Annotated in this window: 20 protein-coding genes; 14 read left to right on the top strand and 6 right to left on the bottom strand. The window is 67.9% G+C overall.

The annotated features are described in order from the left end of the window. Nucleotides 1-24: 24 nt before the first annotated feature. Nucleotides 25-855 carry a tRNA (guanosine(46)-N7)-methyltransferase TrmB gene (gene trmB, locus EB75_RS06400; RefSeq protein ID WP_073694659.1) on the bottom strand — a complete coding sequence of 277 codons (831 nt, stop codon included), beginning with the start codon at nt 853-855 and terminating at the stop codon, nt 25-27. Between the two features lie 109 nt (nt 856-964). Between trmB and EB75_RS06395 the strand changes: the two genes are divergently transcribed. The 6 genes from EB75_RS06395 to EB75_RS06370 all read left to right on the top strand — a co-directional run bounded on the left by EB75_RS06395 (nt 965) and on the right by EB75_RS06370 (nt 9,258). Then, complete coding sequence (locus EB75_RS06395) at nt 965-2,065, top strand: hypothetical protein (RefSeq protein ID WP_142239460.1); 1,101 nt, start codon at nt 965-967, stop codon at nt 2,063-2,065. A gap of 102 nt (nt 2,066-2,167) precedes the next feature. Continuing rightward, a complete protein-coding gene (locus EB75_RS06390; protein WP_073694623.1) occupies nt 2,168-3,994 on the top strand; it encodes a phosphoenolpyruvate carboxykinase (GTP) in 1,827 nt (608 codons plus the stop codon). Between the two features lie 372 nt (nt 3,995-4,366). Beyond that, nucleotides 4,367-5,644 carry a calcium:cation antiporter family protein gene (locus EB75_RS06385; RefSeq protein WP_502689342.1) on the top strand — a complete coding sequence of 426 codons (1,278 nt, stop codon included), beginning with the start codon at nt 4,367-4,369 and terminating at the stop codon, nt 5,642-5,644. A gap of 43 nt (nt 5,645-5,687) precedes the next feature. Continuing rightward, the gene (gene fadD4 / locus EB75_RS06380; RefSeq protein ID WP_073694622.1) at nt 5,688-7,205 is read left to right on the top strand and encodes a fatty-acid--CoA ligase FadD4; all 1,518 of its coding nucleotides are present in this window, start codon (nt 5,688-5,690) and stop codon (nt 7,203-7,205) included. 1 nt (nt 7,206) lies between these two features. Beyond that, the gene (locus EB75_RS06375) at nt 7,207-8,193 is read left to right on the top strand and encodes a MaoC family dehydratase (RefSeq protein ID WP_174557633.1); all 987 of its coding nucleotides are present in this window, start codon (nt 7,207-7,209) and stop codon (nt 8,191-8,193) included. A 33-nt stretch (nt 8,194-8,226) separates the two neighbouring features. Further along, nucleotides 8,227-9,258, top strand: a complete 1,032-nt coding sequence (locus tag EB75_RS06370; protein ID WP_073694620.1) for a PucR family transcriptional regulator — start codon at nt 8,227-8,229, stop codon at nt 9,256-9,258. Between the two features lie 3 nt (nt 9,259-9,261). On the opposite strand, the gene EB75_RS06365 is transcribed toward EB75_RS06370, so the two are convergent. Continuing rightward, on the bottom strand, nt 9,262-9,690 hold the full coding sequence (locus tag EB75_RS06365; protein ID WP_142239459.1) for a PaaI family thioesterase: 429 nt from the start codon (nt 9,688-9,690) through the stop codon (nt 9,262-9,264). 203 nt (nt 9,691-9,893) lie between these two features. On the opposite strand from EB75_RS06365, the gene EB75_RS06360 reads away from it, so the two are divergent. The 5 genes from EB75_RS06360 to EB75_RS06340 are packed head-to-tail and all read left to right on the top strand — an operon-like array spanning nt 9,894 to nt 15,067. Further along, nucleotides 9,894-10,460, top strand: coding sequence for a nuclear transport factor 2 family protein (locus EB75_RS06360; protein WP_073694618.1), 567 nt, complete (start codon nt 9,894-9,896; stop codon nt 10,458-10,460). Beyond that, nucleotides 10,453-12,135 carry a steroid-22-oyl-CoA synthetase gene (gene casI / locus EB75_RS06355; protein ID WP_073694617.1) on the top strand — a complete coding sequence of 561 codons (1,683 nt, stop codon included), beginning with the start codon at nt 10,453-10,455 and terminating at the stop codon, nt 12,133-12,135. Before EB75_RS06360 ends, casI begins: the two co-directional genes overlap by 8 nt. A 9-nt stretch (nt 12,136-12,144) precedes the next feature. Further along, entirely contained in the window at nt 12,145-13,695 is a 1,551-nt protein-coding gene (locus EB75_RS06350) for an FAD-binding protein (protein WP_073694616.1), read from the top strand. A gap of 3 nt (nt 13,696-13,698) precedes the next feature. After that, a complete protein-coding gene (locus tag EB75_RS06345) occupies nt 13,699-13,929 on the top strand; it encodes a hypothetical protein (protein WP_073694615.1) in 231 nt (76 codons plus the stop codon). Continuing rightward, nucleotides 13,922-15,067, top strand: coding sequence for a 3-ketosteroid-9-alpha-monooxygenase, oxygenase component (locus EB75_RS06340; protein ID WP_073694614.1), 1,146 nt, complete (start codon nt 13,922-13,924; stop codon nt 15,065-15,067). Before EB75_RS06345 ends, EB75_RS06340 begins: the two co-directional genes overlap by 8 nt. A 59-nt stretch (nt 15,068-15,126) precedes the next feature. Here the strand turns inward: EB75_RS06340 and EB75_RS06335 are convergent, their stop codons facing one another. After that, a complete protein-coding gene (locus tag EB75_RS06335) occupies nt 15,127-15,396 on the bottom strand; it encodes a hypothetical protein (RefSeq protein WP_073694613.1) in 270 nt (89 codons plus the stop codon). 271 nt (nt 15,397-15,667) lie between these two features. Further along, nucleotides 15,668-16,585, bottom strand: a complete 918-nt coding sequence (locus tag EB75_RS06330; protein WP_073694612.1) for an alpha/beta hydrolase — start codon at nt 16,583-16,585, stop codon at nt 15,668-15,670. 105 nt (nt 16,586-16,690) lie between these two features. On the opposite strand from EB75_RS06330, the gene EB75_RS06325 reads away from it, so the two are divergent. Continuing rightward, nucleotides 16,691-18,178 (top strand): amino acid permease, encoded by a 1,488-nt coding sequence (locus tag EB75_RS06325; protein WP_073694611.1) that lies wholly within the window; start codon nt 16,691-16,693, stop codon nt 18,176-18,178. A gap of 46 nt (nt 18,179-18,224) precedes the next feature. Next, the gene (locus EB75_RS06320) at nt 18,225-19,583 is read left to right on the top strand and encodes a WS/DGAT/MGAT family O-acyltransferase (protein WP_073694610.1); all 1,359 of its coding nucleotides are present in this window, start codon (nt 18,225-18,227) and stop codon (nt 19,581-19,583) included. A gap of 12 nt (nt 19,584-19,595) precedes the next feature. Here EB75_RS06320 and EB75_RS06315 read toward each other — a convergent pair whose 3' ends face one another. Both EB75_RS06315 and EB75_RS06310 read right to left on the bottom strand, forming a co-directional pair. Continuing rightward, nucleotides 19,596-20,804 (bottom strand): septum formation family protein, encoded by a 1,209-nt coding sequence (locus EB75_RS06315; RefSeq protein ID WP_083612022.1) that lies wholly within the window; start codon nt 20,802-20,804, stop codon nt 19,596-19,598. A gap of 89 nt (nt 20,805-20,893) precedes the next feature. Further along, nucleotides 20,894-23,053 carry an acyl-CoA dehydrogenase family protein gene (locus EB75_RS06310; protein ID WP_073694608.1) on the bottom strand — a complete coding sequence of 720 codons (2,160 nt, stop codon included), beginning with the start codon at nt 23,051-23,053 and terminating at the stop codon, nt 20,894-20,896. 144 nt (nt 23,054-23,197) lie between these two features. Between EB75_RS06310 and EB75_RS06305 the strand changes: the two genes are divergently transcribed. Beyond that, the gene (locus tag EB75_RS06305) at nt 23,198-24,421 is read left to right on the top strand and encodes an alpha/beta hydrolase (protein ID WP_073694657.1); all 1,224 of its coding nucleotides are present in this window, start codon (nt 23,198-23,200) and stop codon (nt 24,419-24,421) included. Nucleotides 24,422-24,440 lie beyond the last annotated feature (19 nt).

The following is a 24,440-nucleotide window of genomic DNA, read 5'->3' as shown; positions in this document are numbered from 1 at the left end:
AAAGGCCTCAGTGGTGGTCGTCACCTAGAGCCTTTCCCAGATGAGCTCGGTGATGGGGCTGCCCATCCGCATGCCCCGCGCCTCGTATTTGGTCGTGGGCCGCTGCACCGAGATCGGCAGGTCGGCGTCGACCGAGGTGCGCTTCAGCGTCGGCTCGGCGTCGCCCACTTCGGCGATCTGCACCGCGTAGTCGGCGTGGTCGGTGGCCGCGTGCAGGATGCCGCCGGGCTTGAGGCGGCTGGAGATCAGCGCGACCGTCTCGGCCTGCAGCAGCCGGCGCTTGTGGTGGCGGGCCTTGGGCCACGGGTCCGGGAAGAACACCCGCACGGCGGTCAAGGTGCCCGGGGCGATCATGTGTTCCAGCACATCGACGCCGTCGCCGCGGACAAATCTCACATTCGTCAGGCCGGCCCGGTCGACGCCGCCGAGCAGCTGGGCCAGGCCCTTGCGGTAGACCTCGACCGCGATGACGTCGAGGTGCGGTTCCTCCTGCGCCATGGCCAGCGTCGAGATGCCGGTGCCGCTGCCGATCTCCAGCACGACGGGCGCGGTGCGGCCGAACCAGGCCGCGGTGTCGATCAGCGGGGCCGGTTCGCCGTCATCCGAGCGGGCGACTTTGCCCAGCTCAGGCCACCGTCGGTCCCAGGTGCTCTGCTGTTTGGTGGACAGGCTCGACCGGCGGGACCGGAAGCTGGTGACGCGGCGGTGCTGATGGGTGGGCGCGGCGGTGGTTTCGGCGGCAGGCTCGATTTCGGCCGACGGGGCGCCGGCCGACGAGGCAGCGTCGTCTTCCCCCGTCGCTTCGCTCGCCCCGGTGTCCTCGCGCTGGGCATACATCCGTCCATCGTCTCTCATCAGGCGGTGAGAGCCCGCATCGTGGTGCAGATTGATACCCAACAGTTGCCTGGAAAACGGCGTCGGCCACACCTGCCCGGAGGTGCGACGATGGCATCCGGGGGGCGTGGTGTCGGAGGAGAATTGGCAGCGGTTCACCGCTGCGCTGGACGCGTTGGCGGCGGAGGTTCCGGGCCTGGCTCACGTCGTCGCCGGACCTGATGCCGGTGACGCTGCGGGCCGATACCGCGCGATGCGTGCAGCGCTGAGTGAAATTGCCTGGGCAGCAACAGAATTGGATGACGACCGGGTGCAGCGCTGGTTGGTGTCCGATGCGACGGCCGCTCTGGTGACAGCAGCCGCCACTGCCGTGCTGGAAGCCGACGGCCTCGTCGTCGACCGCGGTATGGACGCCGATGCGCATCTGCGGCGGGCCCTGCGCTGGCGCCGCCACGGCCGCCACACCACCGACGACGTGCGTCGCCGCTGTGCCGCAGACCTCAGTCGCGGCTCGCTGCGCTTGCTCGCGCAGTGCGGTACGGCGCCCACAATGTCCCGGCTGGAACTGCAGCGGATCAAGCTGGACCTGCTCCGGGACGCCCGCAGGCTGTTCGGTGACCTGCGTGCCGACCTGCTCGCCGAGGTGCCGTCGGGCCGGCATGCGGCCGCGCGTTTCGAGGTCGGCGCCCGCCACCGATTGGCCGAGGTGGCCGGGCGGGTTCGGGAAGCGACCGGTGTCGCGCTGGGCGTCTCAGGCCATGCCGCGCGTCGGCCGCCCGACCTGCCCGCCCCGGTGCTGACCCAACGGCCTGACGAGATGTGGTTGGGCGCTCTGCTGGGCGCCGGTTTCGGCCTCGGCGCGGCATTGGGGCTGGCCAGGGTGGCGACAGGGCTGGCCGGCGTGCCCGATCGGCTCGGTGGGGTTCTGGGACTGGCCCTGGGCCTGGCACTGACCTGGGCGGTCATCCGGACCCGGGCGCGGATGCACCGCCGGGCGGTGCTGGACCGGTGGGTCGGGACCGCGGTCACCGCGGTGCGGCAGGCGAGCGAGGAGGAACTCGCTTTTCGGCTACTTGAGGCGCAGGCAGCCCCGCGCAGATCACAAAACGGAAAATTGACCGATTTTGGAATTGCTCCGACCGAAGCTGCCGCGCTACCGACCGGTAACCGTCCGTCACCCGCCCCGAATCGGGTACCAGCGGATTCGCCGATCCGTGATCGTTCTTTCTGAATCGTTCTTGTGAGAGATCGGACACCATCCCGATTGCCCACTTGTATGTCACTCACGTTAACCTCTAATGAGGTATTGCTGGATTGCGACCAGGAGAATTTGATGACCTCAGCGACCATTCCAGGTCTGGACGCCGCTCCGACGAATCACGCCGGGCTGCTCGCCTGGGTTCGTGAAGTTGCGGAGCTGACTCAGCCCGACCGGGTGATGTTCGCCGACGGGTCGGACGAGGAGTTCAACCGCCTCACCGCGCACCTCGTCGAGGCCGGCACCTTCGAGAAGCTGAACGACGAGAAGCTGCCGAATTCGTACCTGGCACTTTCGGATCCGTCGGACGTCGCTCGCGTCGAGTCCCGCACCTTCATCTGCTCGCAGCGCGAAGAGGACGCCGGCCCCACCAACAACTGGATGGACCCGGCCGAGATGCGCGGCATCATGACCGACCTCTACCGCGGCTGCATGCGTGGCCGGACCCTATGGGTAGTGCCGTTCTGCATGGGCCCGCTGGACGCGGAGGACCCCAAGCTCGGTGTCGAGATCACCGACTCGGAGTACGTCGTCGTCTCGATGCGCACCATGACCCGCATGGGTGCCAAGGCGCTGGCCAAGCTCGGCGACGACGGCTTCTTCGTCAAGGCGCTGCACTCCATCGGCGCCCCGCTGGAGCCGGGCCAGAAGGACGTGCCGTGGCCCTGCAACGACACCAAGTACATCTCCCACTTCCCCGAGACCCGCGAGATCATGAGCTTCGGCTCGGGCTACGGCGGCAACGCGCTGCTGGGCAAGAAGTGCTACTCGCTGCGTATCGCCTCGGCCATGGCGCACGACGAGGGCTGGCTCGCCGAGCACATGCTGATCCTCAAGCTCATCTCCCCGGAGAACAAGGCGTACTACATCGCCGCGGCGTTCCCGTCGGCGTGCGGTAAGACCAACCTCGCGATGCTGCAGCCCACCATCCCGGGCTGGCGCGCCGAGACCGTCGGCGACGACATCGCCTGGATGCGGTTCGGCAAGGACGGCCGCCTGTACGCCGTCAACCCCGAGTTCGGCTTCTTCGGCGTCGCGCCGGGCACCAACTGGTCGTCGAACCCGAACGCCATGAAGACCATCGCCGCCGGCAACACCGTCTTCACCAACGTCGCCAAGACCGACGACGGTGACGTCTGGTGGGAGGGCCTGGAAGGCGACCCGCAGCACCTCATCGACTGGCAGGGCCGGGACTGGACGCCCGAGTCCGGCGAGAAGGCTGCGCACCCGAACTCGCGCTACACGACCCCGATCTCGCAGTGCCCGTCGGTTGCTCCCGAGTGGGACGACCCGCAGGGTGTGCCGATCTCGGCGATCCTGTTCGGTGGCCGCCGCAAGACGACGGTGCCGCTGATCACGCAGGCCCGCGACTGGCAGCACGGTGTGTTCATCGGCGCCACCCTGGGCTCCGAGCAGACCGCCGCTGCCGAGGGCAAGGTCGGCACCGTCCGCCGCGACCCGATGGCCATGCTGCCGTTCCTCGGCTACCACGTCGGTGACTACTTCCAGCACTGGATCAACATCGGCAAGAACGCCGACGAGTCCCAGATGCCGAAGATCTTCTTCGTCAACTGGTTCCGTCGTGGGGATGACGGCCGCTTCCTGTGGCCGGGCTTCGGCGAGAACAGCCGTGTGCTGAAGTGGGCCATCGAGCGCATCGAGCACAAGGCCGAGGGCAAGAGCACCCCGATCGGCATCGTCCCGACCGCCGCCGACCTGGACCTGGCCGGTCTGGACGTGGACGCCGCTGACGTCGATGAGGCGCTGGCCGTCAACGCCGACGAGTGGCGCAACGAGCTGCCGCTGATCGAAGAGTGGTTCGAGTTCGTCGGCGAGAAGCTGCCGACCGGCATCAAGGACGAGTTCGACGCCCTCAAGCACCGCTTGGCTGAAGAGGGCTAGTCCCCTCAAGCGCAAACACACAACCCCCGGTCTCCCAGGAGATCGGGGGTTGTGTGTTTTGCGGGTGACCACCGCGAATGTGCGTCCAGATCGCGGATCGGTTGGCGGACACGCGCTACGTACACACTCGTGGCGTGACGGGCGGATATCTGCCTGCGACCGATGACTGCCAGGTTCGGCGCGGTTCATGGCCCGCCCGGGGGTCCGACGGCTGCCCACCACAAATGATCTTGATTAGCCATACAATGAAGTTAGGGTAGCCAAACTCAAAAAGTTCACGACGCTGACCAGCAAATTCAGTGTCACAAGCCCAGGTAATTCGTAGCAACGCTAAGTTGCTGGAGCGATTTTCGATGGCTATGGTCGGCAATCGTGACCAGCATCCGATCCGCCGGCCCGACCACGCGTCGGCCGCTTGTGCGATCCCTCCTGCTGGCTGCCGTGTTCGTTCTCCCGGCGGTGACGCTGCGCCTGGCGGGCGTCCAGCCCAACCCTGTTGTGTCGCTGCTGGCCTTCGGCGCGGCCGTCGTCGCGGCCAGCTTCGTCCTGGCCTGGGCGGCCGAGGCGGCGCAGGTCGACGTGTCCGGTGGCCTCGCCATCGCCGTCCTGGCGCTGATCGCGGTGCTGCCCGAATATGCCGTCGATCTGTACTACGCCTATGTCGCCGGCCACAATGCCGACTACGTGCAGTACGCCGCCGCCAACATGACCGGCTCCAACCGGCTGCTGATGGGTATCGGCTGGCCGGTGGTGGTGATTCTCGGGTTGTACGTCGCGCAGAAGACGAACAAGTCCGGCAAACGGTTGTTGGCGCTCGAACCGGGTAACCGGGTCGAGCTGGGCTTCCTGCTGATCGCCGGCCTCGTCGCGTTCGTCATCCCGGCGACGGGGCGCATCCACCTGGTGCTGGGCGTCGCGATGCTGGCCTGGTTCGCCTTCTACCTCTACAAGCTGACCCGCGGTGAGGCCGAAGAGCCCGACCTCATCGGCACTGCCGCGGCCATCGGCGCGCTGCCGGACCGGGCCCGCCGGATCGCGGTTCTGACGCTGTTCGGGCTGGCCGGCGCCGTCATCCTGATGTGTGCCGAGCCGTTCGCGAACAGCCTGATCAATGCGGGTACCGAGCTGGGTGTCGACCGCTTCCTGCTGGTGCAGTGGCTGGCGCCGCTGGCCTCGGAGGCGCCGGAGTTCATCATCGCGACCATCTTCGCCTCGCGGGGCAAGAGCACCGCCGCCATCGCCATGCTCATCTCCTCCAAGGTCAACCAGTGGACGCTGCTGATGGGCTCGCTGCCCATCGCGTACCTGGCCGGCGGCGGCGGAACCGCGCTGGTCCTCGACGGTCGGCAGATCGAGGAAGTGCTGCTCACCGCCACCCAGACCATGATGGGCGTCGCGCTGATCCTGTCGCTGCGGTTCCATCGGTCGACGGCATGGCTGCTGCTGGCGCTGTTCGCGGTGCAGTTCCCCATCACGTCGACCACCGGCCGGCTGGCGTTGTGCGGCGGGTACGCCGCCCTGGCGGTCGTGGGCCTGATCATCAACCGCCGCCACCTCCTGGCGACGCTGCGGGCCCCGTTCGAGTGGGCCGACGACGATTCGGGCGAGCCGACGCGCGACGGCAGGGAACTGGTTCCGGCCGGTCGCTAGAACTACTTGACAGGTGTCAAGTTCCTTGTCGTAGAGTGCCGTCATGCAGATTCGCCAGCATGTGGGCAATGGAAAACCGGCCGTCATCCTGCACCCCTCCGGCACGGTGGTGACGTTCGACGAGTTGGAGGCCCGGGCGAACCTGCTGGCGCATCATTTCCGGGCCAACGGGCTGGTCGAAGGTGACGTCGTGGCCATCCTGATGGAGAACAACGAGCACATGCACGCCGTGATGTGGGCGGCGCGGCGCAGCGGGCTGTACTACGTGCCGATCAACATCCACCTGACGCCGGCCGAAGCGGCGTACATCATCGAGAACAGCGGAGCTGCCGCGGTGATCGGCTCGGCGGCCCTGGCGGACACCTGCGCGGGACTGGCCGAGCACCTCGAAGCCGGCCTGCCCGAACTGCTGCTGATTGCCGACGGCGACCTGCCGGGCTGGGATCGCTACCCGGAATGTGTTGCCGCCCATCCTGATACGCCCATCGCCGACGAGATCGAGGGCGATCTGCTGCAGTATTCATCGGGGACGACGGGCCGCCCGAAAGGCATCAAGCGCGAGCTGACGCACCTGCCACCGGCTGAGGTGCCCGGGCTGATGAAGATGCTGTTGACCGTCTGGCTCCCCGGCGACGCCGTCTATCTGAGCCCGGCGCCGCTCTATCACACCGCGCCATCGGTGTGGTCGATGCAGGTTCAAGCCGCGGGCGTTACGACCGTCGTGATGGAGAAGTTCGACGCCGAGGGCTGTCTGGACGCCATCGCGCGCTACGGCATCACGCACGGCCAGTTCGTGCCGGTGATGTTCACCAGGATGCTGAAACTGCCTCAGTCCGTGCGGGATTCGTACGATCTATCGTCGCTCAAGCGCGTCATGCACGCGGCCGCACCGTGTCCGGTGGACATCAAGAAGCAGATGATCGACTGGTGGGGGCCCATCGTCGACGAGTACTACGCATCCTCCGAGGCCATCGGCTCCACCCTCATCACCGCCGAGGAGTGGCTGACGCATCCCGGTTCGGTCGGCAAGCCGATGCTTGGCGCCCTGCACATCCTCGACGAGGAGGGCAACGAGCAGCCGCCCGGTGTGCCCGGCGAAATCTACTTCGAGGGCGGCAACACGTTCGAGTACCTGGGCGACGCGGAAAAGACTGCGGCATCACGGGATAAGCACGGCTGGGCGACCGTCGGCGACATCGGTTACCTCGACGATGACGGCTACCTCTACCTCACCGACCGCCGGCACCACATGATCATCAGCGGCGGCGTGAACATCTATCCGCAGGAAGCGGAGAACGTCCTGGTCACCCATCCCAAGGTGATGGATGCCGCGGTGTTCGGCATCCCGGATGCCGAGATGGGCCAGAGCGTGAAAGCGGTTGTGCAGACCGTGGATCCGGCCGACGGCACCCGGGAATTCGGCGGCGAACTGCTGGCCTGGCTGCGCGACCGGCTGGCGCACTACAAATGCCCGCGGTCCATCTCGTTCGAGGAGCAATTGCCGCGGACCGACACGGGCAAGCTGTACAAGCAATCGCTGATCGAGAAGTACTCTGTGTGACGTGCCCTCTGGCGGACCGTTTTTCGAGGACCTCAAGATAGGTCAGGTCTTCGACTGGGCGCCCGGCATGACCTTCACCGACGGGGCCGCGGCGGTGCACCAGGCCATCCTCGGCGACCGCATGCGGCTGCCGTTGGATGCTGCGCTGGCTGCCTCGGTCACCGGATCGCCGCGGGCGTTGGTGCATCCGGCGCTCGTGTGTGACGTCGCGATCGGTCAGTCGACCCTGGTGACTCGACGGGTCAAGGCGAATCTGTTCTACCGCGGGTTGCGGTTTCACCGCTTTCCGCACATCGGTGACACCATCACCACCCGCACCGAAGTGGTTGGGCTCAAACAGAATTCGGCCAAGCCCGGCAGGCCGCGCACTGGGCTGGCGGCGCTGCGCATGATCACCATCGACCAGGACGGCCGCACGGTGCTCGATTTCCACCGGTGCGCCATGCTGCCGCTGCGCGACGATGCCGACGATACGGGCCACGCCGACGACCTCAGCACCATAGGCACCGCCGCGCCGAGCCTGCCGGACCCGGCCGCGGGATGGAGCGTCGATGCGTGGCGCTCTGCGGTGCCCGGCGAGAATTTCGATCCGGAGCTCGCCGGCCAGGCGTTCACCAGCACAGCCGACGTCGTCAGCAGCGCGCCGGAGCTGGCCCGCCTGACCCTCAATATTGCTGCTACCCATCATGATTCGCGAGTGGCCGGCAGGCGCCTGGTGTACGGCGGACACACCATCGGGCTGGCGCTGGCCCAGGCCACCCGGCTGCTGCCGAACATCGTCGTCGTCCTCGGCTGGCAGTCCTGTGACCACACCGGCCCCGTGCACGAGGGCGACACGCTCTACAGCGAACTGCGCATCGAGGCGGCCCACGCGTCGCCGTCGGGCCGCGGCGGCACGCTGGATCTGCGGTCGCTGGTGTTCGCGGCAGCAGCCGACGGACCGGACCGGCAGGTACTGGACTGGCGGTTCAGCGTCCTGCAATTTTGAAGCATTGCCGCGATTCATTGTCAGAATGGCGGCGTGAGCACGTTGCGGTTGTCCGAGCTGGGCAGTGACCCGGAGTCGGTGCTGCGGCTGGTGCGGTACTTCGACGACCTGGACGTCACGGGCGTCGACGCCGTGCTGGAGGCGGCCCGGGCGGTGGCCGGCTGCCCCGTGCACGTGCGCTGGGATGGCGTGGCGCCGGAGGTCTGGCTCGAGCGCGACGCCGCGTCCCACCCGCTCGACGGCGTGCTGCTCGATCGGGTGCGGCACACGTTGGTTGCCATCAGTGCGCGGGTGCCACCGAGCTTCGGCGACCCGGCGCTGGTCGAGGTCGTGCTCTCGAGCCGGGAACGTCCGGAGGACCGGGCCCGGGCGATTCGGCTGCTCGGGCTCGACGAGAGCCGCGAGGTCCGGGTGCTCGCGGTGTCGGCGCAGTCGTCGCCCGAAGCGCTGCGGGTCATCACATCGGCTCTGACGTCGGTGTCGGTGCGGACCGCGGACCTCGGCACCGCGACGGCCGTCGTCTGCCAGGGCCGCACCAACACCCGCGCGCTGTCCGATGAGCTGGACCAGGCGATCGTCACCACGTTCCCCGCGCCACTGCCGGTCGGCGCCGACCGCGGGCCGTGGGTCGGCCTGGGAGCGGCCGGCGGCGTGTTCGCGGCGCCGACGTCGTGGGGTCAGGCGCTGCGGGCATTGCGGTTCGCATCGTCGACCGGCTTCGGGCGGCGCGCCGTCGCCTATGAGCGGTTGAGCGCACTGGAGTTGCTGGCCGAACTGCCGCCCGAAGCCACGCGGGGCAATCACGCGCTGACCCGGATCAACGAGATCGCGGCGACGCCCACCGGCAAGCTGCAGGTCGAGACCGCCGAGGCGTTCTGTGTGTTCGGCTCGCTGCGGCGGACGGCCGAGGAACTGCACGTGCACCACAGCACGGTGGCCGCGCGGCTGGCGCACGTCGAATCGCAGTTGGGCTGGGACATGGACGATCCGCTGGACCGCTTCTCGGCGACGTTGGTGCTGATGATCCGGCGGATCGCGTTGTCGTCGGCGGAGCTGACGGAGTGAACCTCAGCCCGGGAAGGGGACGATCATAAAGCTGGCCGTGGACCTGGCCAGCACCCGTTCTCCGGCATCGACGATCGAGCATTCGCAAGTCAGTAGTCGGCTGCCGAGGTTCACCACCTGCGCTTCCGCGACGAGCGGTCCGCCGTGGGGCTGTCGGTAATAGCGGATGTGCATATCGGTCGTCACGGGGATCTCCGAGCCGAGCTCGAAGAAGCCTTCGAGGCAAAAGCCGGAGGCGGCGTCGGCCAGCGTTGCCAGCATCCCACCGTGGATGCTGCCGGGCGCGAGCCCTTCGAGATCCGGCGCGAGTGGCATCGACAGGATCGCGACGCCCTGCTCCTGCCACACCACGCTGAGCTGCATGTGCCGGTGGACGGGCGATCGCCGCAGGTTGTCGGTCGCCTCGAGTGGATCGCGGAACGTGTGCGCCATGGCCGGCACCTCCTGTCGCGACGGGAGATCCGCATGGTATCGCCTCCAGCAACGCCCAGGAAGGTTTAGTCGCACCCGACGACCGTCGGACAATTTGTGCAGATAATCCGACGTATGTCGGATGACCCGGGGTGGTCGGGTTCGTGATGATTGCCACACAAGCTGAACAGTCACGCTCAGTCACAGACCCGAGGAGTACCCACATGGCCATCATCGATCCCACCAAGACTTGGGAACTCGTCGAAGAACGCCTGTCGCGCACCACCAACGAGCGCCACCGCCAGGTGCTGGGCATCGTGCTCGAGCACATGAAGGCCGAGGCCGAGCCCGACATGGACCGCCTGATGGCCACGTTGTCCCCGAACCCGGACTACCACTTCTGGTACGCCAATACCGACATGGGCCCCAAGACCACCGAGGGCGTGCGCGCCTACTACGAGGCCTTCGTCGCCAGTGGCGCCAACCATCTCGTCTTCGAGATCGATCGCCTCGCCGTCGACGATGATCTGGTCATGACCGAAGGCTGGATGAAGATGATCTACCCGGGCGCCGCCGCACAGGCCATCGGCGTCGAGGTGGAGGACCCGGCCGGCGATTACCTGCTGGTGTTCCGTCAGCTCATCAACTGGCCGATCGACGCCGACGGCTTGATCATCGGCGAGGACGCCTACCAGACCGGCCCGGTCAGCGTCACCAAGCTGAGCGTCGAGGATCTGCCGCAGAAGTACATCGACCAGAAAAACGCCGCTGCCGCGCAGGCCAATGCCTGAGGTTCGCGACGACATCGCGTCCCTGCTGCTCGACCGCGTCGGCGACGAGCGGCTGGGACTGCGCACCAGGGACCAGGACTGGACCTGGGACGAAGTGGTCCGCGAATCCGCCGCCCGCGGCGCACTGGCGGCCGAGCTACGCAACGACAGCCCCTTCCACATCGGTGTGCTGCTGGACAACGTGCCCGACTTCCTCTTCTGGCTGGGCGCTGCCGCCCTGTCGGGGGCGACGATCGTCGGCATCAACCCGACGCGCGGCAACGACGAGTTGGCGGGCGAGGTCCGGCATGCGGACTGTCAGCTGATCGTCACGGATTCGGCTGGGCGGGAACGGCTTTCGGGCCTGGACCTCGGCCTGACGCCGGATCGCCTCCTGGTTGTCGACGACCCGGCCTACCAAGACGCGATTTGTGCACGAAAATCCGCGGCAAGCGCGGAAAATCGTGCACAAATCGCTCCTGCGGCGGGCGTCGGGGCCGAGTCGCTGATGCTGCTGCTGTTCACCTCCGGCACCACCGGTGCGTCGAAGGCCGTCAAGTGCAGCCAGGGCCGGCTGGCGTGGATCGCCTACTCGGCGGTGGAGAAGTTCAACCACGTCCGTGACGACGTCGACTACTGCTGCATGCCGCTGTTCCACGGCAACGCCATCATGGCGCTGTGGGCCCCGGCGCTGGCCGTCGGTGCGACGGTCTGCCTGACGCCGAGCTTCTCGGCGTCGGGATTCCTGCCTGATGTGCGGTTTTTCGGTGCGACGTTCTTCACCTACGTGGGCAAGGCGCTCGGGTACCTGCTGGCCACGCCGGAACAGCCGGACGACGCCGACAATCAGCTCAACCGGGGGTTCGGCACCGAGGCCTCACCGGAGGACCAGGCCTACTTCAAGCGCCGCTTCGGAGCGGAGTTGTTCGAGGGGTACGGATCCAGCGAGGGCGGCGGGGCCGTCGTGCTCGATCCGAACCAGCCCGAGGGCGCACTCGGGCGGCCCGCCCATCCCGGCGTCGCGATCGTCAACCCCGAAACGATGATCGAGTGTGTCCCAGCGGTTTTGGATCAGCACGGCCGCCTGCTCAACCCGGACGACGCCGTCGGCGAGATCATCGACAAGCTCGGCACCAAGAAGTTCGAGGGCTACTACAAGAACGACGCCGCGGACTCCGACCGGATTCGCAACGGCTGGTACTGGACGGGCGATCTGGGCTACCTCGACGAGAACGGCTTCATTTACTTCGCCGGGCGGCGCGGGGACTGGATCCGGGTCGACGGCGAGAACACCTCGGCCCTGTCCATCGAGCGCGTCCTGCGTCGGTACCCCGAGGTGATCGCCGCCGGCGTGTACGCGGTGCCCGATCCCCGTTCGGGCGATCAGGTGATGGCGGCCATCGAGGTGGCCGATCCGATTCTGTTCGACGTCGACACGTTCGTGAAATTCCTGAACGACCAGGACGACCTGGGCAAGAAGGGCATGCCACGATTCCTGCGGGTTTCGGAGTCGCTGCCGGTCACGGGCTCGAACAAGGTGCTCAAGCGCGAGCTGCAGGCGGACAAGTGGCACACCGACGAACTGGTGTACCGCTGGGTGGGTCGGGGCGTACCCGTCTACGGGCTCATGTCCGAGGATGCCAAGCGCGCGTTGGACGATGAGTTCACGCAGTACGGACGGCAGAGATACCTCTAGGAGCTGGGCATGACGGACTGGACCGCGACGGTTGACGTACTGGTGGCGGGCTCGGGTGGCGGTGGCGTCACCGGCGCCTACACCGCCGCGCGCGAGGGACTCGAGGTGCTGCTGGTCGAGGCCACCGACAAGTTCGGTGGCACCACCGCCTACTCGGGCGGCGGTGGGGTGTGGTTCCCGTGCAACCCGGTGCTGCAGCGGGCCGGCACCGACGACACCATCGAGGACGCGCTGGAGTACTACCACGCCGTCGTCGGAGACCGGACGCCGCGCGAGTTGCAGGACACCTACGTCCGCAGCGGCGCTCCGCTGATCGAGTACCTGGAGACCGATCCCAACATCAAGTTCGACATGCTGCCCTGGCCGGACTACTTCGGGAAGATGCCGAAGGCCCGGGCCGATGGCCAGCGGCACGTCGCGGCTCGCCCGCTGAAGATCGAAAAGGCGCCTGAATTCAAGGAATTGGTACGCGGCCCGCTCGACAATGATCGTCTGGGCGTGCCGCAGCCCGACGACTACTTCATCGGCGGCCGGGCGCTGATCGCCCGCTTCCTGGTGGCGCTGAAGCAATATCCTTCGGCCACAACGCAACTCAATACGGCGCTGGTCGAGCTGGTCACCGAGGACGGCGCCGTGGTGGGTGCCGTCGTCGAGACCGACGGCGTGCGCAAGGCGATCAGGACGCGCAAGGGCGTGCTGCTCGCGGCCGGTGGCTTCGAGGGCAACGACGAGCTGCGGCACAAGTACGGCGTGCCCGGTGAGGCGCGAGACACCATGGGGCCCTGGGGAAATCTGGGCCAGGCGCATGAGGCGGGCATTGCCGTCGGCGCCGACACCGATCTGATGGAGCAGGCCTGGTGGTCGCCCGGCCTGACCCACCCGGACGGCCGCAGCGCGTTCGCGCTGTGGTTCACCGGCGGCATCTTCGTCGACCAGGACGGCAGGCGTTTCGTCAACGAGTCCGCGGCGTACGACCGCATCGGCCGCGTCATCGTCGACCGGCTGGCCAAGGGCGAGATGACGTTGCCGTTCTGGATGATCTACGACGACACCGATCAGGGCGTGCCCCCGATCAAGGCCACCAACGTGTCCATGGTCGAGACCGAGAAGTACGTCGACGCCGGGCTGTGGCACACCGCCGACACCCTGGAGGAGCTGGCTGCAAAGATCGGCGTGCCCGCGGATCAACTCGCCCAGACCGTGGCCACGTTCAACGAATACGCCGACGCCGGCTCCGACCCGGACTTCGGCCGCGGCGACGAGCCCTACGACTGCGCCTTCTCCGGCGGCGCCAACCCGATGGTCCGCATCGACAAGGCGCCGTTCCACGCCGCCAAGTTCGGCATCTCGGACCTGGGCACCAAGGGCGGGCTGCGCACCGACACCACCGGTCAGGTGCTCGACACCGCCGGCAACCCGATTCCCGGGCTGTATGCGGCGGGCAACACCATGGCCGCGCCCAGCGGCTACGCCTACCCGGGCGGCGGCAACCCGATCGGCACCAGCATGGTGTTCTCCCACCTGGCCGTGCTCGACATGCTCGGGCAGGCGAAGGGGTAGACGATGATCACCGAGAGGCGGGTTACCGGAAGTTCCGCCTACACCCGGGCCGATTTCCGTACCGTTGTCGACATGATCGCCGACGGCCGGCTGGACCCCGTGCCGCTGATCACCAGCCGCATCCCGTTGGCCGACGCACTGGAAAAAGGCATTCACGCTCTGCAATCGGCGGGCCGGGAGACCGAAGTGAAAATCCTGGTCACCCAGGGTTTGGAAGGGACACAACATGACTGAGGCTGAAGTCAGGCACATCGACGCCGGCGTCGAGATGACGCGGTTCGCGCGCGGCTGGCACTGCATCGGCTTGGCCGAGTCGTTCCGCGACGGCGAGCCCCATGCCATCCAGGCGTTCGGCACCAAGCTGGTGGTGTTCGCCGACTCCACCGGCGCCATCAAGGTGCTGGACGGCTACTGCCGGCACATGGGTGGCGATCTGTCGCAGGGCACCGTCAAGGGCGACGCCGTCGCGTGCCCGTTCCACGACTGGCGCTGGGGCGGCGACGGCAAGTGTCAGCTGGTGCCCTACGCCAAGCGCACCCCGCGCCTGGCCCGGACCCGCGCCTGGCAGACCACCGAGGTCAACGGACAGCTGTTGATCTGGCACGACCCCGAGGGCTCGACGCCGGGACCGGAGCTGACCCCGCCGACCATCGAGGGGTACGAGGAAGGCCAGTGGTCGCAGTGGCAGTGGAACTCGCTGCTGATCGAGGGCTCGCACTGCCGCGAGATCGTCGACAACAACGTCGACATGGCGCACTTCTTCTACATCCACCACGCCTACCCGACGTACTTCAAGAACGTCATCGAAGGCCACACCGCGAGCCAGTTCATGGAGTCCAAGCCGCGGCCGGACTACGCGACCCGCGAACTGTGGGACGGCACCTACCTGCGCTCGGAGGCCACCTATTTCGGGCCGGCGTACATGATCAACTGGCTGCACAACGACCTCGCCCCGGACTTCACGGTCGAGATCGCGTTGATCAACTGCCACTACCCGGTGACGCACGATTCGTTCGTGCTGCAGTGGGGCGTCGCGGTGCAGAACAACCCGGCGCTGCCGCCGGAGAAGACGGCGAAGCTGGCCGCCACGCTGAGCCGCAGCTTCGGGGACGGCTTCATGGAGGACGTCGAGATCTGGAAGAACAAGACCCGGATCGAGAACCCGCTGCTGACCGAGGAGGACGGCCCCGTCTACCAGCACCGGCGCTGGTACGAGCAGTTCTATGTCGACGTCGCGGACGTGAAGCCGGACATGGTCGCCCGCTTCGAGCAGGAAGTCGACACCACCCACGCCAACGATCTGTGGCATGAGGAAGTCGCCAAGAACCTGGCCAACCGGACGCCGGTCGGTAACGCGCACGCCACGCCGTAGCCCCGAACAGCACTGAGCCGCCCTCGTTTTCGAGGGCGGCTCAGGCTCGTTCTGGGGACTTAGCGGCTCGGGGGAGTCTGCGGCGCCTGCACGATGGCGGCGAGCTGGCCCAGGTTCTGCAGCTTGTCCAGGTCCGGGGCGGACGGGACGGGGACCGCGGAGAACGTCGGCAGCACCGGGTCGGCAGGCTTGTCCTGCAACATGCCGAGGGACAGGTACCCGGCCACGCCCAGACCTGCCGCCGTCAGCACCACCGCAGCGGTGGAACGCCGGAACAGCTGCCGCAGGGGGCCGATGTTTTCGGTCGTCTGATGGGTCAGGGTGGTCATTGCCGTGCCTCTTCTCGGTGAAGATCACGACCGAGGTGGTCGTTGGTCTGTTCAACAACCATGCGCCCCCGAATGCTTCCCCGCAAGCGTTTATTTGATCGGCTAATTTCTTGAAAACATATTCTGACCTGCGTAAACATCAATTAGATAGCATAAGCTAAGTAACGAAGATCACGCCGGCGCGACGGCGCCGACGCGGGATCGGCAGTGCCGCAGGGCGGTTGCGGCAGCCGTGAATCGGCCTGCGTGGCCGATGAGTTAGCCGACCGGGTCAGCCGACGACGGCGGGGTTCAGCATCGGCCGCAGGAATTCCACCTGGCTGGCAAAGAACGCGCGCGCCACCTCGCTCTTGGCCGCGACGCCGTCGAACCCGTGGTAGGCGCCCGGCACCACCTCGAGCTCGCACGGTACGCCCGCCGCGCGCAACCGCTCGGCGTAGTCGACGTCCTCGTCGTGGAAGACGTCGAACGTCCCCACACCGACCCAGGCCGGCGGCAGTCCGGACAGGTCGCTCCGGCGGGCGGGGACGGCCACCGCGGGATCGGCGCCGCCGAGGTACGCGCGCCAGCCGAAGCGGTTGGACTTCTGGGTCCACAATCGGTGCCCCGGATGGTCCAGGCCAGGCCGGCTGCCCGACCGGTCGTCGATCATCGGATACACCAAAAGCTGTGCCGCCAAGGGAATTTCACCACGGTCGTAGGCCAGCTGGGCCAACGCCGCGCTCAGACCGCCACCGGCGCTCGAGCCGCCGATGGCCACCCGGGCCGGGTCCACCGCCGGCAGGTCGACCAACCAGCGCAGCGCCGTGTAGCAGTCCTCCAGCCCGGCCGGATACGGATGGTCGGGCGCCAGCCGGTACTTGACCGCCGCCACGGTGATGCCCAGTTCTTTCGCGAACCGCCGGCACAGCGCGTCGTCCTGTGCCGGGCTGCCGATGAGGTAGCCGCCGCCGTGGATCCACAGCAGTGCGCCGCCGCGGTCGGCTCCGGCCGGTGGCCGGTGCAAGCGGATCCCGACGCCCGACGGCAGGGTCAGTACCTCGGTGCCCGCGGGCGTGCGGCGTTCCTGCAGGTAGGACAGCAGACGAACGATGCGGATGTTCCACGGGGTGATCGAGCTGCGCGGCATGAACCGCGCGGCGCGCGCCAGCTCGGGGTGGAACTCGACTGGTTGGGAGAGGCCCGACATCCGAACGACACTACTTATCGAAGCGCGGCGTGAACACGCCGGAGTTCACACACAGGAAACCGGTTCGGCTGCGCTCGGTCGCAAGGGGGTGTTCACTGAATCGCTGTGACTTCCACGCCGCATACGCATGTAGAGCCACCCGGACTGACCGCCGAAGACGCGGGTTACCACAAGACCCTCAAACGGCGACAACTACAGATGATCGCCATCGGCGGCGCCATCGGCACCGGCCTGTTCCTGGGCGCCGGTGGGCGCCTGCACAACGCCGGCCCCGGGTTGTTCCTGGCGTACGCCGTGTGCGGCATATTCGTGTTCTTCATTCTGCGGGCGCTCGGCGAACTGGTGCTGCACCGTCCGTCGTCGGGCTCGTTCGTCTCCTATGCGCGCGAATTCTTCGGTGAGAAGGCCGCTTACGTCGCCGGCTGGATGTACTTCCTGAACTGGGCCATGACGTCGATCGTCGACTCGACGGCCATCGCCACCTACTTCCACTACTGGTCGGCGTTCGGTGCCGTCCCGCAGTGGCTGATCGCCCTCATCGCGCTGGCCATCGTCATGGGCATGAACCTGATCTCGGTGACGCTGTTCGGCGAGCTCGAATTCTGGGCCGCCCTCATCAAAGTCGTTGCGCTGGTGACGTTCCTGGTCGTCGGCACCGTGTTCCTGGCCGGACGGTTCAAGATCGAAGGGCAGACGACGGGCGTGTCCGTCATCGAGCACAGCGGCGGGCTGTTCCCGACCGGGTTGCTGCCGCTGGTCGTGGTCATGTCGGGCGTGGTTTTCGCCTACGCGTCAGTCGAACTCGTCGGCACCGCGGCCGGTGAGACGGCCGAGCCGGAGAAGGTCATGCCGCGGGCCATCAACACGGTGATCTTCCGTATCGCGCTGTTCTACGTCGGCTCGCTGGTGCTGCTCGGGCTGCTGCTGCCGTACACCGCCTACAAGGCCGGCGAGAGCCCGTTCGTCACGTTCTTCTCCAAGATCGGTTTCGAGGGCGCCGGCACCGTCATGAACGTCGTCGTGCTCACCGCAGCGTTCTCCAGCTTGAACGCGGGCCTGTACTCCACCGGCCGCATCCTGCGCTCCATGTCGATGAACGGCAGTGCGCCGAAGTTCACCGGAGTCATGTCCAATCGCGGTGTGCCCTATGGCGGTATCTGTCTGACCGCGAGCATCGGGTTGCTCGGCGTCATCCTCAACGGCGTAGTGCCCGCGCAGGCGTTCGAGATCGTGCTCAACATGGCGGCCCTCGGCATCATCGCATCGTGGGCCACCATCGTGATCTGCCAGCTGCGGCTGTTCAGCTGGTCGCAGCGAGGCGAGATCGAGAGGCCGTCGTTCCGGATGTGGGGCGCGCCCTACACGGGCTACCTGACGCTGGTCTTCCTGGCCGGCGTGCTGGTGCTGATGGCATTCGACAAGCCGGTCGGTACCTGGACCGTCGCGTCGTTGGTGATCATCATCCCGATGCTCATCGCCGGCTGGTTCGCGGTGCGCGGCCGGGTGCACGAGATCGCCAAGCAACGGCAGGGCTTCACCGGGCAGTTCCCGGTGGTCGCCAATCCGCCGCCGCCGGGAGAACGTCAACCCTGACGCGTTGACCTGGTCACTGCCCGCCGAATCGCGGTTTACTTGGCGGGTGGAGATCATGTCGCCAACCGATGCCATGTTCCTGCTCGGTGAATCGCGCGAGCATCCGATGCATGTCGGCGGCCTGCAACTGTTCACCCCGCCCGACGGCGCCGGGCCGGAGTTCGTCTCCGACCTCTATCGGGACATGTTGGCGCACACCAACTTCAACCCCACCTACCGCAAGCGCCCGGCGCGGATCCTCGGCGGCATCGCCAGCTTCGGCTGGGCCTATGACGACGAGATCGACGTCGACTACCACCTCCGCCGCTCGGCGCTGCCCACGCCGGGACGCGTTCGTGAACTGCTCGACCTCTGCGGGCGGCTGCACACCAGCCTGCTGGACCGGCACCGCCCGCTCTGGGAGACCTACTTGGTCGAGGGGCTGGAGGACGGCCGGTTCGCCGTCTACTCGAAGGTGCACCACGCGCTGCTCGACGGAGTGTCCGCGCTGCGGATGACGATGCGCACGCTGTCCGCCGATCCGGCCGAGACGGACGTCCGGGTGCCGTGGGACCTGCCGTCGCGCAAGCGCGCGCCGAAGCAGAGTCCGTCGTTGGTGGGCTCGGCGTTGGAGACGGTCGGCGCCGCGGCCGGTCTGGCGCCGTCCGCGTTCAAGGTGGCGCGCGCAGTGCTGTTGGAGGAGAACCTGACCCGGACTTTCAGCGCACCGAAGACCATGTTCAACGTCAAGATCGGCGGTGCCCGACGGGTGGCGGCGCAGTCCTGGTCCATCGACCGCATCAAGGCCGTCAAGCAGGCCGCGGGCGGCGTCACTGTCAACGACGTCGTGCTCGCCATGTGCTCGGGAGCGTTGCGCGGCTACCTGCTCGAACAGAGCGCCCTGCCCGACGCACCGCTGATCGCCATGGTCCCGGTGAGCCTGCGCTCGGAGGCCGACGCCGATGCCGGCGGCAACCAGGTGGGCGCCATCCTGTGCAACCTGGCCACCGATATCAAGGACCCGGCGGCCCGGCTGCAGGCCATCTCCGACTCGATGCGCGGCAACAAGCAGGTGTTCGCCGGGCTGTCGAAGACGGAGTCCATGGCCCTGTCGGCGCTGCTGCTGTCCCCGATCGCGCTGTCCACCGTGCCCGGTTTCATCGACGCGACGCCGCCGCCGTTCAACCTCGTCATCTCGAACGTGCCGGGGCCACGCCAGCCGATGTACTGGAAGGGCGCCCGGCTGGACGGCAACTACCCGCTGTCGATCGCCCTGGATGGCCAGGCGCTGAACATCACGCTCGTCAACAACGGCGGGAACCTCGACTTCGGGCTGGTCGGTTGCCGGCACAGCGTGCCGCATCTGCAGCGGCTGCTCGGCCACCTCGAGGATTCCCTGGCGGACCTGGAGGCTGCGGTCCGGTAGCCGCCGCGAGCGCTACAGCGGCGGCGGCGCCCAGGGCAGGGTGATCGGGGCCATGCCGGGGAGCTCGAGGACGTGTGAGGGCGCCGGGGGCTCGGCGGGGGCTGCGGGTTCGACCGGGGGAGCCTGCGGCGGGTGCGCGGGATTGTCGACGGGTGAGGCCGGGGCGGCCGGCGGCGCCGTGGTTTCGGTGACGGCCGCGGCCGGCACCTCGGCGGCCTGAGACGCCACCGACGACGGTGCCGTCGACGAGGGTGCCACCGGGCTGGGGGCGACGGCCGCGACAGTGGCCGGGGCGTCGGTCGTCGGGGCGACGGTGGTGGCCGTCGTGACGGGCGGCGGTGGCGCCACCGGGCGCGGGGCCACCGGAATCGGTGCGGGTGTCGGCACGACGCCAGGAGCCTTGATGCTGCCGGTCATGGGGCCCGGCGTCCGAGGAGCCAACGAACACAGCACCTGGCGGCTGCCGGCGATCCAGCTGGCCGGGCCGATCGGGCGGTGGTTCAGCGTCAAGTCGGTGGCGGACAGCGTCTTCGGCGCCAGGTACGCGGCGGCCATCGTGACACAGGCAGGGCCCAGGATCGCCTCCTGCTCGGCGTCCGACGGCGTTGCGCCGTCGTGGAAGTGCGCGCCGAGGTCGATGTGGCCGACAACCTCGACGGAGTGCGCCTCAGCGCAGTCCACGGGCACCAGGCCCGTCTGCCCGCCCTTCATGTCGGCACCGAGGCAGGTGCCCGGTTCCCACACCCGGGACTGGTCCTGTTCGGCGACCAGACCGCGGAACGGCAGCTGCTGGCCGTTGGGCCCGGGGAGCTGCAAGCCGCACAGGGAGACGCGGCCGCCGGGATTCTGCGAGCCGACCGAGCGCAGCAGTCCGTAAGCGAACCGGCCGTTCGGGTCGTAGTGCGTGCCGAGGTACCGGCGGCCCGACACCGCGCACGATTCCTGATCGCCTTCGCCATCGACGGAGGTGACGACCTCGAACAAGTGCGGGGTGCTGCACTGCACGAATGCGGGACGTTGCGGTGGCTCAGGTTGCCAGGTCAGGCAGCTGCCGGCATGTGCGCTGCGGAAGACAGCGTCGGTGTGGTCATCGTCGGTCGTGGCGCCGGAGGAGGAGCCGACGGCGACCACCGTCACCACCCCGGCGATCAATTGAGCGCACAGCAAAGCCGCCAGCAAAGCGCGACGTGACGCCCAAGACTTGACCGATTGCAGACTCATCGGTCTAGATCGTGACACATTTGGCCGATTGGCGCAGCTTGGCGGGTCGATCTCTACCGAGTCGGGGCCGTCTCGTGATGTGTCGCGACCTACTTGAGCAAAGGGTCTCGGGGCAGTCCGAGAATCCGCTCGGCGATGGTGTTCCGGGTGATCTCCGAGGTACCGCCGGCGATGGTCATGGCGCGGTAGCCCAGGTAGGCCTGGGTGAGCGCCGGAGTTTGCCCGGTGACGGCCGCGGGGCCGGCCAGCTTCATGCCCAGCTCGGTCTGGCGCTGTCCCTGCTCGGCGACCACCAGTTTCGTGACATTGCCCTCGGGGCCCGGGCCGGTGCCCGCGATGGCCCGGCTGATCCGCCGCAGATTCAACAGGCGCAGGGTGTGTCCCTCGGCGATCACCGCACCGGCCCGGTCGCGCAGCCCGTCGGCCAGGTGTGGCGGGGCAGCGTCGAGCAGGGCGATCAGGTCGTCGGCGCTGAAGCCGGATTGCGCACCGGATCCGCCGCCGATGGACAGCCGCTCGTTGCCCAGCGTCGCGCGGGCCACCAGCCAGCCCTTGTTGACGTCACCGATCACGTCGGTGTCCGGCACGAACACCTCGTCGAAGAACACCTCGTTGAAGTGAGCATTGCCGGTCAGCCCCTTGAGGGGGTTGACGGTCACGCCGGGGGCTTTCATGTCGACCGCCATCATCGTGACACCGGCGTGCTTCGGTGCGTCGGGATCGGTGCGCACGGTGGCCAGGCCCCACTGGCAGTACTGGGCCAGGCTGGTCCACACCTTCTGGCCGGTCACGAGCCAGCCACCGTCGACCTTCTTGGCGCTGGTGCGCACGGCCGCGGCGTCGGAGCCGGCTTCGGGTTCCGAGAACAACTGGCACCACATGATCTCGCCGCGCAGCACCGGGTAGACCCACCGCTCGCGCTGGTCGTCGGTGCCGGCCTGGGCGATGGTCAGCGTCACCCAGCCGGTGATGCCCATATCGGGGCGTTCGACGTCGCGGAACTCCTCCTCGATGGCCAACTGCTCCAGGACCCCCGCGTCGCGCCCCCACGGCTTGGGCCAGTGCGGCACCAAATAGCCGGAGTCGACGAGAAAGTCCCGTTGCTTCTCGTCAGCCAATGACTGCAGGGTGGTGACGGCATCGCGGGCGGCAGCGCGGTATTCGGCCGCCTCCTCGGGGAGCGCGAACGACGCACCGTGGGCCCGGCCGGTGCGCTGCCCTTCGACCACATCGGCCGGCGGGTCGGCGCCGTCCGCGGTCAGAGCAGCCAGCGTGAGGGCCCGGCGCAGGTACAGATGCGCGTCGTGCTCCCAGGTGAAGCCGATGCCGCCGTGCAGTTGAATGTTGTTCTCGGCGTTGAAGACCTGGCTGTGGATGGCCTGCGTCGCGGCCACCGCCGCGCCGAACCAGGCGTCGTCCAGATCATCGGCGCGCGCCGCGTCCCACGCCGCGGCGGTCGTGAGTTCGGCCGCCACCAACATGTTCGCGGCGTGGTGCTTGACGGCCTGGAAGGTGCCGATGGTGCGGCCGAACTGCTCGCGCACCTTGGCGTACTCGACCGCCATCTCCAGTGCCGCCCAGCTGATCCCGACCGCCTCGGCCGCGGCGAGAATACGAAAAGCGGTGTGCGCCTTGGTGGCAGCGCCACGCAGCACGGCGATGGTCTCGGCCTGGTCGAGGTTTACGGAGCCGACGCTGCGGGTGGTGTCCGCCGAGTCCAACGCGGTGACGGTGACGCCGGTGGCGTTCGCATCGACGATCACGACGTCGTCACCGGCGACGAGGACCAGCAGTGCGGCATCCGGGGCGCCGAGGACCGTCGGGCTGACCCCGAACGCCATGTGGCCGCTGATGTGAATGTGGCCCGACAAGCCCAGGGCGGCAACGGTGCTGCCGTCGGCCAGGCCGGGCAGCAGCGCGGCGCGCGTCGGTTCGGTTCCGCATCGGTCGATGACGACGGCGGCGGCGACGGTCGGCAGGAACGGCCCGGGGCACAGGTCGCGGCCCTGAGCCTCCAGCACCACCGCCAGCTCGGGCAGGCCGAAACCCGATCCGCCGTAGGCCTCGGGGATGGCCAGGCCCTGCCACCCCAGATCGGCCGCGGCCGTCCAGAATTCGGCCGGATGCGACGGCCCGCCCTCCAGCGTGGCGCGGGCGGCGGCCCGGCTGCCGAGGCGGTGCAGCAGTCCGGTCGCCGAGTGCGCGAGGTCGTTGTGGTCGTCGGTGATCGCCAGCGCTGAGGTACCCATCGCTCGACTGTAAGCACGACGGGATGGCTCCGAATAGGCCCTGATCAGCTGTGATGGAGTTCACAAACGAACAGTCGCCGAACCGTGACCGTGAATGTGCCGTGGCCCCGAAATCACGTGGTCAGCCCGGTGTACGCTCGCGAAATGACGGCTCGACCGAACAATGATGTTCACAGCCCTTCGCTCGCGACCAGGCTGCGCTGGTTCATGGCAGCCAAGCCCTCCGATCACCTGTTGGCCATGGCCACGGCCGCCGCGTCGTTGCCGGTGATCGGCAAGAGTCTCGAGCCGCTCGGCGGCGCCACCGCGATGACCCTCTGGGGCATGCGGCACGTGCCCAGCTTCTGGGCGTCGACCTCCAAGGCCCTCTTCACCCCCAGCGTCGCCGAGATCCGCCGGGCCGAGCGGGACTGCACCAACGAGGTCGTCCGGGCCGCGCTGACGGGCGTCGTGCCGCCCAAGGAACTCGACATCGAATGGCCCGCGCCGGAGCGCACGCCGCCGTTCTGGCGGGCGCGCGAACACCGTCGCCAGGTGCACCGCACCTCGGTGCGCTACGGCGACAGCCCGTCGCAGCTGCTGGACGTCTGGCGCGCCGACGATCTGCCCAATGCGCCTGCGCCCGTGCTGATCTACCTGCCCGGCGGCGCCTGGGTGCACGGCAGCCGGCTGCTGCAGGGCTACGCCCTGATGAGCCACCTGGCCCAGCAGGGCTGGGTCTGTCTGTCCATCGACTACCGCGTGGCCCCGAATCACCGTTGGCCGCAACACATCACCGACGTCAAGACCGCGATCGCCTGGGCCCGCGCCAACGTCGACAAGTTCGGTGGCGACCGCAATTTCATCGCGATCTCCGGCGGTTCGGCCGGCGGGCACCTCGCCGCGCTGGCCGGCCTGACCGCCAACGACCCTGAGTTGCAGGCCGATCTTCCCGAGGGTGCCGACACGTCGGTCGACGCCGTCGTGGGCATCTACGGGCGCTACGACTGGGAGGACCGGTCCACCAAGGAGCGCGAGGAGTTCGTTGACTTCCTGGAGCGCGTCGTGGTCAGGCGCCGCATCGACAAGCACCCGGAGATCTACCGGCAGGCCTCGCCCATCGCGCGCGTGCACCGGGATGCGCCGCCGTTCCTGGTCATTCACGGCAGCGGCGACAGTGTCATCCCGGTGGCGCAGGCGCGGGACTTCGTGCACGAGCTGCGCGCGGTGTCGGCGTCGACGGTCAGTTACATCGAATTGCCCGGCGCCGGACATGGTTTCGACATGACGGACGGTGCCCGCACGGGCTCGATGTCCACTGCCATAGGGTTGTTCCTCGATGAGGTTCGCCGGAACCAGAACCAGCACTGTGTCGAAGAGGTCGTCTAGACCGATCGACCGGCCGCGG

Source organism: Mycobacterium sp. ST-F2, from assembly GCF_001905655.1.
GTDB lineage: Bacteria > Actinomycetota > Actinomycetes > Mycobacteriales > Mycobacteriaceae > Mycobacterium.
The sequence above is the reverse complement of the archived record's forward strand: the minus strand, read 5'-3'. Positions and strand labels throughout refer to the sequence as shown.

What these genes read in the sequence shown, in the direction of transcription:
- trmB (WP_073694659.1), bottom strand. Translation starts at nt 855, where the DNA reads ATGAGAGACGATGGACGGATGTATGCCCAGCGCGAGGACACCGGGGCG.
- EB75_RS06390 (WP_073694623.1), top strand. Translation starts at nt 2,168, where the DNA reads ATGACCTCAGCGACCATTCCAGGTCTGGACGCCGCTCCGACGAATCAC.
- fadD4 (WP_073694622.1), top strand. Translation starts at nt 5,688, where the DNA reads ATGCAGATTCGCCAGCATGTGGGCAATGGAAAACCGGCCGTCATCCTG.
- EB75_RS06365 (WP_142239459.1), bottom strand. Translation starts at nt 9,690, where the DNA reads ATGGCGCACACGTTCCGCGATCCACTCGAGGCGACCGACAACCTGCGG.
- EB75_RS06360 (WP_073694618.1), top strand. Translation starts at nt 9,894, where the DNA reads ATGGCCATCATCGATCCCACCAAGACTTGGGAACTCGTCGAAGAACGC.
- casI (WP_073694617.1), top strand. Translation starts at nt 10,453, where the DNA reads ATGCCTGAGGTTCGCGACGACATCGCGTCCCTGCTGCTCGACCGCGTC.
- EB75_RS06350 (WP_073694616.1), top strand. Translation starts at nt 12,145, where the DNA reads ATGACGGACTGGACCGCGACGGTTGACGTACTGGTGGCGGGCTCGGGT.
- EB75_RS06345 (WP_073694615.1), top strand. Translation starts at nt 13,699, where the DNA reads ATGATCACCGAGAGGCGGGTTACCGGAAGTTCCGCCTACACCCGGGCC.
- EB75_RS06340 (WP_073694614.1), top strand. Translation starts at nt 13,922, where the DNA reads ATGACTGAGGCTGAAGTCAGGCACATCGACGCCGGCGTCGAGATGACG.
- EB75_RS06335 (WP_073694613.1), bottom strand. Translation starts at nt 15,396, where the DNA reads ATGACCACCCTGACCCATCAGACGACCGAAAACATCGGCCCCCTGCGG.
- EB75_RS06330 (WP_073694612.1), bottom strand. Translation starts at nt 16,585, where the DNA reads ATGTCGGGCCTCTCCCAACCAGTCGAGTTCCACCCCGAGCTGGCGCGC.
- EB75_RS06315 (WP_083612022.1), bottom strand. Translation starts at nt 20,804, where the DNA reads ATGAGTCTGCAATCGGTCAAGTCTTGGGCGTCACGTCGCGCTTTGCTG.
- EB75_RS06310 (WP_073694608.1), bottom strand. Translation starts at nt 23,053, where the DNA reads ATGGGTACCTCAGCGCTGGCGATCACCGACGACCACAACGACCTCGCG.
- EB75_RS06305 (WP_073694657.1), top strand. Translation starts at nt 23,198, where the DNA reads ATGACGGCTCGACCGAACAATGATGTTCACAGCCCTTCGCTCGCGACC.